This is a genomic window from Pseudomonas sp. Ors-4-3C (genome assembly GCF_055755035.1).
This window is the reverse complement of sequence record NZ_CM146900.1, coordinates 708,113-722,193: the sequence shown is the minus strand read 5'-3', so window position 1 is coordinate 722,193 and position 14,081 is coordinate 708,113. Positions and strand designations below refer to the sequence as shown.

Below are 14,081 nucleotides of genomic sequence, written 5' to 3'. Positions count from 1 at the left end.
GCGACGAACGGCGTGCACTGTTTCAGCTATCCACTACCCGATGATTGAGGCGTTTGGCGGCGTACATCGCCTGGTCGGCGTGCCGGAACAGTTGTTGCTCTTCGCGGCCATGTTCGGGATAACGGGCCACGCCGATGCTCGGCTCGATGCACAGGCTGTGACCGTCCAGGCGCATGGGCTGCATCAGCACCTGTCGGATTTTTCCGGCCACGCTGTCGGCGTCTTCAGCGGCATGAACACTGTGCAACAGCACCACGAATTCGTCGCCACCAATGCGCGCCACGGTATCGGTATCGCGTACGCAGCCCTTGAGCCGACTCGCCACCGTTTGCAGCAGCATGTCGCCGACCGCATGGCCAAAGGTGTCGTTGACCTGTTTGAAGCGATCCAGATCGACGTACAGCAGCGCCATGTTTCCCGATGCTTCGCGGGCACCGGCCAGCGCAGCCTTGAGGCGGTCTTTGAGCAATCCTCGATTGGGCAGCTGAGTCAATTGATCGTACTGCGCCATGCGCTTGAGCCGCGTGTGCAGTTGCTGGCGCTCGATGGCGGTCGCGACCTGGGCGCAGACGTATTGCAGCAGTTCCTTGTCCTGTTCGGTGTAACGCTCGCCACCCGGCAGGCTTTTGACGATCAGCGCACCGATGGTGCCGTTCTTCGAATTCAGCGGCACACCGAGCCAGCACGGTGAATCCTGCCCCGCCACCAGCGCCGCGAAGTCGGGAGAGACGTCGGGGCTGTCCGGCGTCAGTAGAATCGGCTGACCGCTGCGAATAACCTCGGCACACAAACGCCCGGTGACAGTGCCCGGCTGCTCGGGCTGCAATTCGTGATCGTCAACGTGATAGGGAAAATTCAGCTGCGCACAGTGCTCGTCGTACAGCGCCACGGAGAAATTCAGCGCCGGCAACCATTCGCCGATGATCAGGTGAATACGCTTGAACAGCGCCAGCAAGTCTTCGGCGACATGCGCCGCTTCGGAAATCGCATACAACGCCGCCTGACGTGACTCGGCCTGCTTGCGTTCAGTGATGTCGCGGGCCACGGCGATGCGCAGTTGATCGACCTGCGACCAGCGCGCCGACCAGAGGATGTTGACGATGCGGCCATCCTTGCGCACGTAACGGTTTTCAAAATTGTGTTTGGGTTCGCCGCCCATGATGTCGCGGGCGGCGGCGAGGGTGCGCTGGCGGTCTGCAGGATGCACCAGCTCGATCATCGGCCGACCGATCAACTCGTCAGGCGTATAGCCGAAAATGCGCTCGCAGGCGGCGCTGACAAAAACGAAACGGCCCTGCGTGTCCACCGCACAGACGGCATCGAGCAACAGGTCCATATAACTCGCCAGCGGCGCGGAATTTCGGCTTTCCATGGTTCAGCGTGGGTGTCCGGACAATGCAGCACTGTTCAACCATCCCTGACCCTTTGTTCACGCATCCCTGCACACAACTTCAAGCCTTGTTCGGCAGCAATCCCGGTAGTGCGTGCACCAGTGCGTTTATGGCAAAACCGATGAACATCACGCCACACAAACGCGTGATCATCAGCTCGTGGCGCTGATACAGCGTGCGCACCCGTCGGGCGCCGACCACGCCGATCAGAATAGCGTAGGCCAGCAAACCGCCGAGGAAACTCAGGGCGATCAGCGCCGGCAGCATCGACCAGTTGAGCAGTTCGGCACGGCTCGACAGCAGCGCGGTAAACGTCGCCACAGCCACCGGATACGCCTTGGGATTGGTCAGGCCAAACAGGATGCCGTGCCAGAACGGCTGACGCGCTGCGCCTGGGGCTGATCATTGCTGCGCCGTTTGGCCCGCACTGCGCGCCAGCCGAGCCAGAACAGGTACAAACCGCTGAGCACACCCAACACATCGAACGCGGTGCTGCCGATTTCGCGGGCACCGACGATGGCGATCAGCGCGGTGCTGCACCAGACCACATCACCGAGCAGGTGCCCGCAGAGAAACCCCGCCCCGGCCCGCCGCCCATGCGCCGCGCCAATGCCGAACACCGCCAGCACGCCCGGCCCAGGCGTGATGCCGTAAATGAAACCCGAGGCCAGAACGGCCATTAGCAGCGATGGAGTCATGAAAAACCTGCTGGCGCCAGTACAAATGATGGCCAGTCTATATCAGCCCGCAATGCCAGATCACGACGCGTCGTAAAAACGCATGCCCGCGTACGGTTTGTGCCGACAGGCTGCCAGTCGCGACGCGAGATCGCCGACGTGAGCCTCGAGCTTGTGGCCATCAGGATCGAGAAAGTAGAACGACGCGCCTTCACTGCGGTTGTCGCGCCATTCCCTCACATTCGCCGCTTTTAGCGTCTGAATAAACAACGGAAAATCTGCCTCGGCGAGGCTGAACGCGTAATGGGTGTAGTCGACGGACGGCTCGGTGGGGCGCTGCGCATCCAGCGACAGACACAACCACAGCCCCGGCAGCGACAGGTAGGCGCCGGCGTCCCATGTGGCTTCGACGCGCAGACTCAGCACATCGCGGTAGAACGCCAGGCTGCGGGGCAAATCACTGACGGCGAGGGTCAGGTGGTTGAGGCCGGTGAGCATGGGGTCAGTAACCTCTGAGGTCTTCAGGAACGTTGTACTGCTGACCATCGTACGTCAGGGTGATCTGTTTTTTCTTCAGGTCGGTGTTTGTCGAAACGCACTGATTGCCGGACTTGGTGTTTTTCATTTTACTGCCGGTGGTGGTGACGATCAGATCGGCGAAACCATTGTGGCTCGTTGGAGCGATCTCGAGGGTTCGGCGGATTTTTTTGCTGTAGCCCTCGCAGTCATTCACGAACTCACCGTTGTCCTTGAAGACCACCAGGCCTTCAAGCACCGGACGTAACTCGTCCCCCTCGCGAACATACAGCGCCAGATCGGTTTTCTCGTAGGGAATGGCATGGGAACTGTGGACGAACTTGGCTCGCAGCCCAAAAGCGCGGATATCCGGCGTCAGTCGATAGCGCGCCGTGTCGATGCGCACATCATCCAGGCGCACGGCATCAGAGTTGTAGGCGCCCGGTTTACGGTAGGTGGCGATGGGTTTGGCGTTGCTCGCATTGAGCAGCGCCAGATCCAGATCGAACGCCCCGGCATCGTCGCCGCCAGAATCGGCCAGATAGGTGGACTTGACCGAAATCGCCTGACTCGGAAACGCCGGCCAGACATTGCAGCGCGACATGGATTTGCCGTCGAAACTCTTGGTGGTGCAGGCGGCGTGGGCGTGGGTGGTGATGGCCAGGAATGCAAAAGCCAGGATGAAGGTGTTTCTGCAGGTCATGTTTCTTCCTTGATAAAAGTCATCTGCGCAACCGTTAGACGAATGGCAGGCTGGGGCCAAGTATGACGCTGTAGTATGTTGCACTACAAACCACTACACCGAGACCACCATGTCCGTCATGTCTTTGCGGCTTCCCGACGAAATTGCAGATACTCTGGCTAACCTCGCCAAAGCGACCGGGCGCAGCAAGTCCTATCTGGCAGTCGATGCATTGCGCGAGTACCTGGCCCGTGAAGCCTGGCAAATTGAAGAAATCCAAAAAGCGCTGAACGAAGCCGATGCCGGTGATTTTGCTTCTGCCGATGATGTCAGGGCGATCGCCAACAAATGGAATGCCAATGCGCGTTGAGTGGCTGCGTACTGCACTAAAGAATCTCGATGACGAAGCCGCCTACATCGCGATTGAAAATCCGCAGGCGGCCTCCGAGTTTGTTCAAGCCATTCTCGACTGCGTCGATCACCTTGCCCGCTTTCCCGCCTCCGGGCGCGAGGGACGTTTGCCCGGAACCAGAGAATGGGCACTCCCTGATCGCCCCTATCTGATTCCTTACCGCGTTCGTCAGGGCAGGCTTCAGGTTCTGCGCGTTTTTCATACTCGCAGGCTTCCTCCCCGCACTTGGTAGCACATTCTCAATCGCAGATCCCGGATCGATCTAACCCCTCCTCAATCCTGCGATTCAACCAGTTCAACGCCTGATCCCCACCCCGGCGCTTATGCCACGCCAGCACAAACGTGAACGGCGCGATTTCGAACGGTGGCGGCAGCACAATCAATTCCTGTTGATCAATCTCGCGCACGCTGCGTGACGACACCGTGAGAATCAAATCCGTGCCGCTGATCAACTGCGGCGCGACGTTCCAGTGCGGCAGGCTGATGGCGACTCGGCGGCGTTCGCGCAATGAGGTCAGCGCCCGTTCGATTTCCGGGGTGCCACTGCCGCGCATTTCCAGCAACACATGCGGGCGCGACAGGTAGGTCGGCAAATCCAGAAGCCCCTCGGCCGGCAGGCTGCGGCGATCCAGCAAACAGACGTAGCGCTCTTCGAACAGCAGCGTGCTGCGCAATTCGTTGGGCATTTCCGGGAACACCCCGGCGGCCAGATCAATGTCGCCGTTGAGCACACCTTCGAGCATGCCTTCGCGACTGGCGTGGCTGATTTGCAGGTCGATGCCCGGTGCCTCGCGACGCAAGGTGCGGATCAGATCGGGCAGGATGATGGCCGCGCCGTAGTCGGACATCGCCACACGAAAGGTCCGCCGCGCAGTGGCCGGATCGAAAGTGTTTGGCGCCAGCAGCGACTGCACCTGAGCCAGTGCTTCAGCCAGCGGTGCGACCAGTTCGAGCGCCCGCGCCGTGGGCACCAGGGTCGAACCGGCGCGCACCAGCAGCGGATCGCCGAGCAAGTCGCGCAGACGCGCCAGCGCATGGCTGACTGCCGGTTGGCTGAGGTGCAGCCGCTCGGCGGCGCGGGTGACGTGTTGCTCGCTGAGCAAGGCGTCGAGAACCACCAGCAGGTTGAGATCGATACGGCGCAGATCATTCATCTTGTGCATGTTCTGGATGACAAAACGGAATTTAAATCTGCGCGACGAATACTCTAGAGTCCAGCAAAACCTGTTGGAGAATGATCATGAGTACGTTGCAGTGGGTCGGTTTGTCGCTGCTGGCCGCGTTTGCCGGGGCGGTGGTGCCGTTTCAAAGTGCGATCAACAGCAATCTGGCCCGGGGACTGGGACATCCGCTGTGGGCGACCTTGGCCTCGTTGCTGGTGAGTGTGTTGGTGCTGTTGCCGGTGATTCTGGCGTTGCGCCTGCCGCTGCCGTCGCTGGGGTTTATCAGCAAGGCGCCGTTGTGGATGTGGGCTGGCGGTGCGTTCGGCGTGTGCTTTGTGGCGCTGGCGGTGATGTTGCTGCCAAAACTCGGCGCGTCCGGGTTTGTTGCGCTGGCGTTGGCCGGGCAAGTGATTGCTTCGATGCTGCTCGATCACTTCGGGCTGTTTGGATTGCTGGAGAAACAGCTGACGTTGTCGCGGTTTTTGGGCGCGTTGCTGCTGATTGGCGGGGTGGTGTTGATTCAGTTTGGTGAGGCAACGAGCAGGAATCTGGCACCTGCCGGGTAGGACTCGGAGGTGCCCGACAGCCCATCAGGACATCGCCCTACAAGCAAATATCCAATAGCGTTCAATATTGCAGGACGTGTCTGATTCAAGCCCGAAGTCGCATTCCGTAAAGTCTGGCAATACACACAAATTGCAACGACCCGCGGATTGCTACGCTCAAGGGATGCCCTGATGAACCAGATGCAGCAAGCACCAAACCTTTATTCCAACTATCGAAAAGTCATCGCACTGGCAAACCAGGACTGGGAGAACGCCGAGCTCGGCAAAGTCGCCGGGCTCAATGTCGAAGTCATGGGTCCCAACCGCCTGCTCGACCAATATGGACGGGAGCTACAACATTTCTGTACCACGTCCTACCTTGGCCTTGATCATCACCCTGCCCTGCTCGAAGGTGCTATTGCCGCACTGCAGGAAACCGGCTCTATGCGCGTTGCCAACTCGAAAAATCGCTGCAAACTGGAGATTCTCGAAAAATACGAAACCGAGCTTTCGCAGCTGTTCGATGCTGTGTGCCTGACGACCTTGTCCTGCAGCGCTGCTAGTGCGGGGATCTTGCCGCTGCTGGCCAGCGGTGTATTGACCGATAATCGCCCGCCAGTAATGGTCTTTGACCATCAGGCGCATTACTCGATGAATCATTTGAAAGCTGCCTGCGCCGACGAAACTCGTGTCATGACCTGTCCACACAACGACATGGATTTTCTGGAACAGATGTGCCAGCAATACGGCCGCGTGGCCTATGTTGGCGACGGCGCCTACAGCATGGGCGGCGTGACCAACATGGAAGGCCTGCTGTACCTCAAGGATCGTTACGGGCTGTTTCTTTATCTGGATGATTCCCACGCGTTGTCAGCCGTCGGCCATAACGGCGTCGGCCTGGTACGACCGAGAATCCAGACGCTGGAAGATGACTGCCTGATCGTTGCGTCGCTGGCCAAGTCATTTGGCGCCAGTGGTGGATTGGTGATGCTCGGTAACCTGCGCCAGAAAAAAATCATCCAGCGTTATGGCGGCCCGAGCAACTGGTCACAAAGTCTAAACTGTGCGGCAATCGGCGCCGGCCGAGCGTCGATCCGCCTGCATTACAGCGCCGAATTCGCCGCTCTACAGGCCAGCCTCCAAGCTAATATCCGCCTCTTCGACAGTTTGATCAGCACCGAGCAATGCCACAGCGCGATGGCGATCCGCTTGATCGATTGCGGCCAGGCGGATCTGGCCAACTGCATCGCCAGCGAACTGGCCGAGCAAGGCTTTTTCACCAGCGCGGTATTTTTTCCAGTGGTTGCCCAAGGTAAAGCGGCCATTCGGGTAACCTTGCGTGCTGATATGGAGCCGTCGCTGATCCGATATTTCTGCGAAGCAGTCAGCGAGTTGTTGCGCACGCATCGCGTCGATTTCGACATCTGAGCCAAGGACGACAGATGAACGCCAGCGCAACCCTTCTTATCACCTGCTGTACCGTGTTCCTCGCGCAGCTGGGCATGAGTATTTACCTGCCAGCGCTGCCGGAGATTGCCGGCCATCTGCACGCGGAGCCAGCACAAGTGGCGTGGGGCTTATCGATTTATCTGGTCGGCATGGCGCTGCCAATGCTGCTTTGGGGTTCACTGGCCCAGCGTATCGGACGCAAACCGGTGTTGCTCGCAGCGCTGGGCCTGTATGGCGTGACGAACCTGGGCTTGCCGCTGGGTTCGACGCTGGAGTCGTTCCTTTTACTGCGCCTGATTCAGGGCGTTGGCGCCAGCGGGATTTCGGTGATGGCAAGGGTGCTGATTCGCGACAGTTTTCGCGGCGACCTGCTGGCCAAGGCATTGTCGTGGATTTCGATTTCGTTCGTGGTGGCACTGGGTATCGGCCAGTACCTGGGGTCGATCATTCAGGTCGCGCTGGGCTGGCAGGCCATCTTCTACTTGCTCGGCATCACAGGCTTGCTGATGGCTCTGATCGTATCCCGGGTCAACTTCGCGACCTTGGAGGAGGTGCAAACAAACGCTTCGGCATGGAGGGTTTACCGGCGCATCCTGATCCATCGCGCGTTCCTGTTGCCGGCACTGGCCGGCGGTCTTGGCTACGGCGTCATCATCGCCTTCAACACGGCTGCACCGCTGATCCTGCAAGGGCCGTTCAATTGGTCCACGATGGATTACGGTCTGCTCGGCTGGCCGGTCAGTGCGGCGTACTTTCTCGGAGCGCTAGTGGTCAATCGCTGCGTTCTGCGCGCGGGTCAACACCGTTTGATGACGCTGGGCGTGGCGCTGGTGATGGCGGGCTGCGGCGTGATGCTACTGGGCAGTCTGATGGCCAACTCCATCGCGCTGCTGCTGTGGCTGCCCTACTGCGTGGCGGTATTCGGTCAGTCGCTGAACTATCCGATCAGCCTGTCCCGTGCCAACGATGGCGCACCGATTGCGGGAGCTTACGCGATGGCATTGAGCGGATTTATTCACCAACTGATAGCGGCGTTGATCGGCGCGATTGCCAGTCTTATTGCCAGCCCTTCGGCGTGGCCGCTAGCACTGTTGTGCAGTGTGCTTGCGTTCGGCGCGATGCTCTGTGTGAGATTCACGCCGACGCGTGTCAGCCCTTAAAACGCGTTGCGGAAAATCTCCTCGATCTGCCGCTGATCCGCCGCCCGTGGATTGGTCAGGCCGCATGCATCTTTCAGCGCGTTGCTGGCGAGCACCGGGATGTCGCTGAGCTTGGCGCCGAGTTCACGCAGGCCACCCGGAATCTCGACTTCCCTGGCCAAACAACGGATCGCGTTGATCGCCGCCTGGGCGCCCTCTTCCGGGCTGAACCCACGAATATCCGCGCCCATGGCGTGGGCGACGTCAGTCAGGCGTTCGGCACAGATCAACGCGTTGAAGGTCTGCACGTGCGGCAGCAACACGGCGTTGCACACGCCATGGGGCAAGTCGTAGAAACCACCCAACTGGTGGGCCATCGCGTGCACGTAACCTAGGGATGCGTTGTTGAACGCCATGCCGGCGAGGAACTGCGCGTAGGCCATGTTCTCCCGCGCCGCGAGGTCGCTGCCGTCGCGCACGGCCAGGCGCAGGTTGTTGCTGATCAGGGTCATGGCCTTCAGCGCGCAGGCGTCGGTGATCGGGTTGGCGGCCGTCGAGACATAGGCCTCGATGGCGTGGGTCAGCGCGTCCATGCCGGTGGCGGCGGTCAGGCTTTTCGGCATGGCGACCATCAGCGCCGGGTCGTTGACCGACAGCAGCGGCGTGACGTTGCGGTCGACGATGGCCATTTTCACGTGGCGCGATTCGTCGGTGATGATGCAGAAACGGGTCATCTCGCTGGCAGTGCCGGCGGTGGTGTTGATGGCGATCAGCGGCAACTGCGGCTTGCTCGATTGATCGACACCTTCGTAGTCGCGGATCTGCCCACCGTTGGTCGCACACAGGGCGATGCCCTTGGCGCAGTCATGGGGCGAACCGCCGCCGAGCGACACCACGAAATCGCAGCGACTGTCCTTGAGCAGCGCCAGTCCGGCCTCGACGTTGGCGATACTCGGGTTCGGTTTGGCACCGTCGAAGATCACCGAGTCGATGTCCTGCATCGCCAGTTTCTCGGCGATCATAGCCGCCACACCGGCCTTGGCCAGCCCCGCGTCGGTGACGATCAGCGCCTTGCGAAAACCGTAGTTGCGGATCGCAAGCATGGCCTCGTCGAGGCATCCGTTGCCCATGATGTTTACGGCTGGAATGAAAAAGGTGCTGCTCATGCGCGTCTCCTGACTGGGGCCGAATCGACTGCTCCGATCCGGCGGATGTGCACAGGATCGACCGATCGGTCACCACCGATGTTGATCTGGCTCAATGCCCGCTCGTGATAAAGTCGCCGCCCATCTGCCCTTTGTTTTGAGACTGCCCACGCAATGACCGATTTTCTGCAAGTCGATGCCACCCTCGAAGACTGGAGCGCCCTGCGCGCCACCGCCGACTTCAACGGTCTGCTGGTGGGCAATGGCGCCAGCCGCGCGGTGTGGGACGATTTCGGCTACGACTCGCTGTTCGAAAACGCGCGCACCGTGGAAGAGAAACCACTGAGTCCGTCGGAGCTGAGCGTGTTCGATGCGATGCAGACGCGCAGCTTCGAGCAGGTGCTCGGTGCGCTGAAAACCACCAGCCGGGTCAACAAGGCGCTGGCGGTCAGCTCGGCCGCACCGCGCAATCGCTACTACGCGATCAAGGAAGCGCTGATCAACACCGTGCATGCGGTGCACATTCCATGGCGACTGGTGCAGGCCTCGACCCTGGCGACGCTCAACGAAGAACTGGCGCGTTATCGCACGGTGTTCACCACCAATTACGACCTGCTCAGCTACTGGGCGATCCAGCACCGCAGCGAGGCGATCGACGACCTGTTCAACGGCCCCGACGCCAGTTTTGATCTGAGCGAAAGCGCCAGCGTAAAACCGCGTCTGCTGTATCTGCACGGTGGTCTGCACCTGGTGCGCAATCAGGACGGCACCGCCCGCAAACTGACTTCGACCGAAGGCACCCTGCTCGGCAGTTTCGCGATCAACAACACGATCAAGACCCTCGACGACGTACCACTGTTCGTCAACGAAGGGCCGAGTGCGGACAAGCTGAAGACCATTCGCAGCTCGGATTATCTGTCGTTCTGCTATGAGCAGTTATTGGGCCACGCGCAGAACCTGTGCATCTTCGGGCATGCGCTGGGCGAGCAGGATGCTCACATCGTCAGGGCGCTGCGCCTGGCGAAACCGGCGAGCGTGGCCATCTCGATCTATCCGCGCAGTGCGGCGTTCATTCAGCACCAGAAGCGGCATTACGCGAAGGTGTTCGAAGGGACCGGGGTTGAGTTGCGGTTTTTTGATGCGAAGACGCATGCGTTGGGGAGTCCGAAGCTTTCGGTTCCCGTCGAGATTTGATGTAAGCAGTACTGACGCCTTCGCGAGCAAGCCCGCTCCCACCTTGGAATGCATTCCAAATGTGGGAGCGGGCTTGCTCGCGAAGCTTTTTCTGGCGGTTCATTCTTCCGAGCTGTGCACCACCACCAGCAACTGCGCCTGCACCTCGCCCACCGATCTGATCCGATGCGGTTTCTGCGCATTGAAATGCAGCGCATCGCCGCGCTCCAGCAGCACTCGCTCGTTCATGAAATCCACTTCCACCTGCCCTTCGTGGACGAACAGAAACTCCTCGCCCAAGTGCTCCTTGAAGGTCTTGTCGGTGAACTCGCTCGGCGGGTAGATGATGAACGGCAGCAGGTTGCGCTCGCTGACCTGATGCGCCAGCACCGCATACCCCGGGCTCTGATCGTTGGCCGCCAGTGACTGGCGCTCGTGGCTGCGCACCAGGCTGTAGCTGTCGAGACTGACGTTGTCTTCGGAGAACAATTCCTCGACCTTCACGTTCAGCGCCTTCGCCAGTTTCAGCGCGGCCGCAATCGACGGGGTGTTCAACCCGCGTTCGACTTTCGACAGATAACTCTTGGTCATACCGGATTTTTCGGCCAGCGCCTCAAGCGTTATCCCAAGTTTTTTTCTCAATAATTTCAAACGGATAGACATGCGCAGCAGTTATTCCATCAAGGAAACGACGATTCATGCTTGCTTATGACACTTTGTGTCATATAGGCTCTTTCGTGTCATTTGCAATCACCCAAAGGACACAGACATGGCCAAGACATTAGCACTACCCAAAGCGCAACTGGTCAAGCAAGCGCTGACCCAGATGCAAAACACCCTGGCGGATAATACGTGGACTGACCGGCAAAAGCTGGCGCTGACCTGTCGGATCCTGTTCGAGAGCGGTCATGACTCCGGTCTGGCCGGACAGATCACCGCCCGTGGCCCGCAACCGGGGACCTATTACACTCAGCAACTGGGCCTGGGTTTCGATGAAATCACCGCGAGCAATCTGCTGCTGGTCAACGAAGACCTGGAAGTGCTCGAAGGCCACGGCATGGCCAACCCGGCCAACCGTTTCCACAGCTGGGTCTACCGCGCCCGGCCGGACGTGAACTGCATCATCCACACCCATCCGACGCACATTGCCGCACTGTCGATGCTGGAAGTGCCGCTGCAGATTTCCCACATGGACCTGTGCCCGTTATACGAGGACTGTGCGTTTCTCGAAGGCTGGCCGGGCGTGCCGGTGGGTAACGAAGAGGGCGAACTGATTGCCGGTGCACTGGGCGACAAGCGTGCGATTCTGCTGTCGCACCACGGCCAGCTGTCGACCGGCAATACGATCGAAGAAGCGTGTGTCATTGCCCAACTGATCGAGCGCGCCGCCAGACTTCAGTTGCTGGCAATGGCCGCTGGCACGATCAAGCCGATCATTCCGGCGCTGGGGCGCGAGGCCCATGACTGGGTGTCGAAACCCAAGCGCCACGCCGCCGCTTTCAACTACTACGCCCGGCAGAACCTGCGCCAGCACGCCGATTGCCTGAACTGATTTCAGCTTTTCAAGGAGACACCGCATGTCCAACATTCACGGCATCATCGGCTACACCATCACCCCGTTCAGCGCCAAGGGCGAAGGCCTGGATCTGCCCGCCCTCGGCCAATCGATCGATCGTCTGATCGACAGCGGCGTCCACGCCATCGCCCCGCTGGGCAGCACCGGCGAAGGCGCTTACCTGAGCGACGCCGAGTGGGATCAGGTCGCCGAGTTCAGCATCAAACACGTGGCCAAACGGGTGCCGACCATCGTCAGCGTGTCCGACCTGACCACCGCCAAAGCCGTGCGCCGCGCGCGCTTCGCCGAAGCGCATGGCGCCGACGTGGTGATGGTACTGCCGGCCTCGTACTGGAAGCTCAGCGAGGCGGAAATCCTCGCTCATTACCGCGCCATCGGCGACAGCATCGGCGTGCCCATCATGCTCTACAACAACCCGGCCACCAGCGGCACCGACATGTCGGTCGAGCTGATTCTGCGCATCGTCAATGGCGTGGAAAACGTGACCATGGTCAAGGAGAGCACCGGCGACATTCAGCGCATGCACAAACTGCAATTGCTCGGTGAAGGCCAGGTGCCGTTCTACAACGGCTGCAATCCGCTGGCGCTGGAAGCGTTTGCCGCCGGCGCCAAGGGTTGGTGCACCGCCGCGCCGAACCTGATCCCGCAACTGAATCTGGATCTGTACGCGGCATCGCTGGCCGGCGATCTGGAGCGGGCACGTGAAGTGTTCTACCGCCAGTTGCCGCTGCTGGACTTCATCCTCAAGGGCGGCTTGCCGGCGACGATCAAGGCTGGATTGCGCGAGACGGGGCTGGAGGTCGGCGATCCCCGGTTGCCAGTGTTCCCGTTGAGTGACACCGGCAGACATCACCTCACAGCGCTGCTCGACGTTTTGCGCTGATGAAAAAAATCCCGCCCGGAACACTCCGGGCGGGATTTTTCCTGCCTGTCGGTCAAAGACTGGCGGCGTGCTTCATCGCTTCGCGGTGGAAGGGCTGATCCTTCAGGACCTGCGCAATGAACGTGTCAGTGATCAAGCGCACATGTTCGAACTGCCCGCCCGAGGCGTTGAAGGCGCCCCGCCAGGATTCAGTGTGATTATGCACGGCATAGACACCCAGTATCTCCTTGCCATGGCTGAGACTGAACACCACTGTGCTGTCGAAGCTCACCGGTACCGGCACCAGGAACAGCGTGAAGGCACTCAGGAACAACTGAGGCTGAAGCGCGCCGACATCGCTGTTGGCGACTACCAGAACGTTGTAGCCATCCTCGCTTCGACCGGCGCGAACTTCGTCGAAAGTGCCGCGCCGACGCAGTTCGTCTCGCAACATCCAGCTCGGCAGACCGAGCACGTTGACGCTGATCGCCGGCAGTTGCTGGCTGTAGTCGACGTCGGGGGCCTTGAGGCTGTGGGTCGCCTGACAGCCACCCAGCAACATGAGCAATCCCAGAAACAGAAGCTTGAGGCGCATTAGAGTTTTCCTGACAGCATGGCTTTATAGACAGAGGCGCTGGGACCGTTTTCTTCGCGAATGAACGGCGTGGCAGTGTCCAGATTCGGCATGTCCAGACGCTGCAATCCCGGTACTTGCGGGTATTTGGCACGAACCAGCGCCGCATCACGTTCAAGATGATCGCTGTGCAGGAACAGGCATGACAGCTGGAGACCGATCAGGCACCCGGCGCGAAAATCGCCGATGTAATAAGCCTTGCCCGCCTCGAGTTGCATGCCGATGGTGAAGTCTTCACGGCTCCACGTCACCGACTGCCCATGATCGAAACGCACGTTGTAGATCTCGTAACGACCGGGTTTGAGCGGCATCACAAACAACGTGCCGATGCCGTGATCGGTCTCGCGTACATCTCGCTCGGTTCTGGCGTAAAACTCGTTGTGCAGGCGTGCAGTGGCGAAATCATCGCTTCCACGCTTACGGATCATCAGCATTTGTTCCTTCGCTGAAAACCTCGTCTTGGGCCAGATGCCGACCACACCTACCACATAAGCCACGCCGGAATCGGCGGTTGGCTTGAGTTCATCGTCAATGTGGGTGGGTGACATGCTGTAGCAACCACTCAGGCCGAGCAGCGCCGTCAGAACAGCGAAAAAGCGAATTATCAAAGGAAAAACTCTCGCGTAAACATGAAAAACACACGAAAGAGTATTGAACGCCGCCCCTTCCATGGATTGGTCGCGAAGGATAAGCGATGTAGTGGCACATAGCCAGAAT

The 14,081-nt window shown here is 59.9% G+C and carries 16 protein-coding genes and 1 pseudogene; 8 read left to right on the top strand and 9 right to left on the bottom strand.

The features are described from left to right. Positions 1-22: 22 nt before the first annotated feature. The 4 genes and pseudogenes from ACVHNU_RS03365 to ACVHNU_RS03350 all read right to left on the bottom strand — a co-directional run bounded on the left by ACVHNU_RS03365 (position 23) and on the right by ACVHNU_RS03350 (position 3,287). Positions 23-1,372, bottom strand: coding sequence for a sensor domain-containing protein (locus ACVHNU_RS03365; RefSeq protein ID WP_473019006.1), 1,350 nt, complete (start codon positions 1,370-1,372; stop codon positions 23-25). Positions 1,373-1,451: 79 nt separating this feature from the next. Further along, positions 1,452-2,089 (bottom strand): annotated as a pseudogene (locus ACVHNU_RS03360) (LysE family translocator). A 60-nt stretch (positions 2,090-2,149) separates the two neighbouring features. Beyond that, on the bottom strand, positions 2,150-2,566 hold the full coding sequence (fos, locus tag ACVHNU_RS03355; protein ID WP_473019005.1) for a fosfomycin resistance glutathione transferase: 417 nt from the start codon (positions 2,564-2,566) through the stop codon (positions 2,150-2,152). A 4-nt stretch (positions 2,567-2,570) separates the two neighbouring features. Further along, positions 2,571-3,287, bottom strand: a complete 717-nt coding sequence (locus ACVHNU_RS03350; RefSeq protein ID WP_473019004.1) for a PA3715 family protein — start codon at positions 3,285-3,287, stop codon at positions 2,571-2,573. Between the two features lie 109 nt (positions 3,288-3,396). Here ACVHNU_RS03350 and relB point away from each other — a divergent pair, with 109 nt between their 5' ends. Both relB and ACVHNU_RS03340 read left to right on the top strand, forming a co-directional pair. Further along, a complete protein-coding gene (gene relB, locus ACVHNU_RS03345) occupies positions 3,397-3,636 on the top strand; it encodes a type II toxin-antitoxin system RelB family antitoxin (RefSeq protein WP_103485684.1) in 240 nt (79 codons plus the stop codon). Beyond that, a complete protein-coding gene (locus ACVHNU_RS03340; protein ID WP_473019003.1) occupies positions 3,626-3,910 on the top strand; it encodes a type II toxin-antitoxin system RelE/ParE family toxin in 285 nt (94 codons plus the stop codon). The genes relB and ACVHNU_RS03340 overlap by 11 nt, the downstream gene beginning before the upstream one ends. 7 nt (positions 3,911-3,917) lie before the next feature. On the opposite strand, the gene ACVHNU_RS03335 is transcribed toward ACVHNU_RS03340, so the two are convergent. Further along, positions 3,918-4,841: a LysR family transcriptional regulator gene (locus ACVHNU_RS03335; RefSeq protein ID WP_400496119.1), complete on the bottom strand. Its 924-nt coding sequence runs from the start codon at positions 4,839-4,841 to the stop codon at positions 3,918-3,920. A gap of 77 nt (positions 4,842-4,918) precedes the next feature. On the opposite strand from ACVHNU_RS03335, the gene ACVHNU_RS03330 reads away from it, so the two are divergent. From ACVHNU_RS03330 to ACVHNU_RS03320, 3 genes are all read left to right on the top strand, one after another. Continuing rightward, positions 4,919-5,407, top strand: a complete 489-nt coding sequence (locus ACVHNU_RS03330) for a DMT family transporter (RefSeq protein ID WP_473019002.1) — start codon at positions 4,919-4,921, stop codon at positions 5,405-5,407. Between the two features lie 171 nt (positions 5,408-5,578). Next, positions 5,579-6,814 carry an aminotransferase class I/II-fold pyridoxal phosphate-dependent enzyme gene (locus ACVHNU_RS03325; protein ID WP_473019001.1) on the top strand — a complete coding sequence of 412 codons (1,236 nt, stop codon included), beginning with the start codon at positions 5,579-5,581 and terminating at the stop codon, positions 6,812-6,814. A gap of 14 nt (positions 6,815-6,828) precedes the next feature. Beyond that, positions 6,829-7,995 (top strand): MFS transporter, encoded by a 1,167-nt coding sequence (locus ACVHNU_RS03320; RefSeq protein WP_262141259.1) that lies wholly within the window; start codon positions 6,829-6,831, stop codon positions 7,993-7,995. On the opposite strand, the gene yiaY is transcribed toward ACVHNU_RS03320, so the two are convergent. Next, positions 7,992-9,140: an L-threonine dehydrogenase gene (yiaY, locus tag ACVHNU_RS03315; protein WP_473019000.1), complete on the bottom strand. Its 1,149-nt coding sequence runs from the start codon at positions 9,138-9,140 to the stop codon at positions 7,992-7,994. The genes ACVHNU_RS03320 and yiaY overlap by 4 nt on opposite strands. A 153-nt stretch (positions 9,141-9,293) precedes the next feature. On the opposite strand from yiaY, the gene ACVHNU_RS03310 reads away from it, so the two are divergent. Beyond that, positions 9,294-10,313 (top strand): DUF4917 family protein, encoded by a 1,020-nt coding sequence (locus tag ACVHNU_RS03310; RefSeq protein WP_473018999.1) that lies wholly within the window; start codon positions 9,294-9,296, stop codon positions 10,311-10,313. A 99-nt stretch (positions 10,314-10,412) separates the two neighbouring features. Here ACVHNU_RS03310 and ACVHNU_RS03305 read toward each other — a convergent pair whose 3' ends face one another. Continuing rightward, positions 10,413-10,955: a helix-turn-helix domain-containing protein gene (locus ACVHNU_RS03305; RefSeq protein ID WP_473018998.1), complete on the bottom strand. Its 543-nt coding sequence runs from the start codon at positions 10,953-10,955 to the stop codon at positions 10,413-10,415. Between the two features lie 106 nt (positions 10,956-11,061). Between ACVHNU_RS03305 and ACVHNU_RS03300 the strand changes: the two genes are divergently transcribed. Both ACVHNU_RS03300 and ACVHNU_RS03295 read left to right on the top strand, forming a co-directional pair. Continuing rightward, positions 11,062-11,844: an aldolase gene (locus ACVHNU_RS03300; protein WP_103521763.1), complete on the top strand. Its 783-nt coding sequence runs from the start codon at positions 11,062-11,064 to the stop codon at positions 11,842-11,844. Between the two features lie 25 nt (positions 11,845-11,869). Continuing rightward, entirely contained in the window at positions 11,870-12,751 is an 882-nt protein-coding gene (locus ACVHNU_RS03295) for a dihydrodipicolinate synthase family protein (RefSeq protein ID WP_473018997.1), read from the top strand. Between the two features lie 52 nt (positions 12,752-12,803). Here the strand turns inward: ACVHNU_RS03295 and ACVHNU_RS03290 are convergent, their stop codons facing one another. Next, positions 12,804-13,325, bottom strand: coding sequence for a hypothetical protein (locus ACVHNU_RS03290; protein WP_400496125.1), 522 nt, complete (start codon positions 13,323-13,325; stop codon positions 12,804-12,806). Continuing rightward, on the bottom strand, positions 13,325-13,969 hold the full coding sequence (locus tag ACVHNU_RS03285; protein WP_098967624.1) for a hypothetical protein: 645 nt from the start codon (positions 13,967-13,969) through the stop codon (positions 13,325-13,327). The genes ACVHNU_RS03290 and ACVHNU_RS03285 overlap by 1 nt, the downstream gene beginning before the upstream one ends. Between the last annotated feature and the right edge of the window lie 112 nt (positions 13,970-14,081).

Bases quoted from the DNA above. Each gene is read 5' to 3' on its own strand.
- ACVHNU_RS03365 (WP_473019006.1), bottom strand. From the start codon at position 1,372: ATGGAAAGCCGAAATTCCGCGCCGCTGGCGAGTTATATGGACCTGTTG.
- fos (WP_473019005.1), bottom strand. From the start codon at position 2,566: ATGCTCACCGGCCTCAACCACCTGACCCTCGCCGTCAGTGATTTGCCC.
- ACVHNU_RS03350 (WP_473019004.1), bottom strand. From the start codon at position 3,287: ATGACCTGCAGAAACACCTTCATCCTGGCTTTTGCATTCCTGGCCATC.
- relB (WP_103485684.1), top strand. From the start codon at position 3,397: ATGTCCGTCATGTCTTTGCGGCTTCCCGACGAAATTGCAGATACTCTG.
- ACVHNU_RS03340 (WP_473019003.1), top strand. From the start codon at position 3,626: ATGCGCGTTGAGTGGCTGCGTACTGCACTAAAGAATCTCGATGACGAA.
- ACVHNU_RS03335 (WP_400496119.1), bottom strand. From the start codon at position 4,841: ATGCACAAGATGAATGATCTGCGCCGTATCGATCTCAACCTGCTGGTG.
- ACVHNU_RS03330 (WP_473019002.1), top strand. From the start codon at position 4,919: ATGAGTACGTTGCAGTGGGTCGGTTTGTCGCTGCTGGCCGCGTTTGCC.
- ACVHNU_RS03325 (WP_473019001.1), top strand. From the start codon at position 5,579: ATGAACCAGATGCAGCAAGCACCAAACCTTTATTCCAACTATCGAAAA.
- ACVHNU_RS03320 (WP_262141259.1), top strand. From the start codon at position 6,829: ATGAACGCCAGCGCAACCCTTCTTATCACCTGCTGTACCGTGTTCCTC.
- yiaY (WP_473019000.1), bottom strand. From the start codon at position 9,140: ATGAGCAGCACCTTTTTCATTCCAGCCGTAAACATCATGGGCAACGGA.
- ACVHNU_RS03310 (WP_473018999.1), top strand. From the start codon at position 9,294: ATGACCGATTTTCTGCAAGTCGATGCCACCCTCGAAGACTGGAGCGCC.
- ACVHNU_RS03305 (WP_473018998.1), bottom strand. From the start codon at position 10,955: ATGTCTATCCGTTTGAAATTATTGAGAAAAAAACTTGGGATAACGCTT.
- ACVHNU_RS03300 (WP_103521763.1), top strand. From the start codon at position 11,062: ATGGCCAAGACATTAGCACTACCCAAAGCGCAACTGGTCAAGCAAGCG.
- ACVHNU_RS03295 (WP_473018997.1), top strand. From the start codon at position 11,870: ATGTCCAACATTCACGGCATCATCGGCTACACCATCACCCCGTTCAGC.
- ACVHNU_RS03290 (WP_400496125.1), bottom strand. From the start codon at position 13,325: ATGCGCCTCAAGCTTCTGTTTCTGGGATTGCTCATGTTGCTGGGTGGC.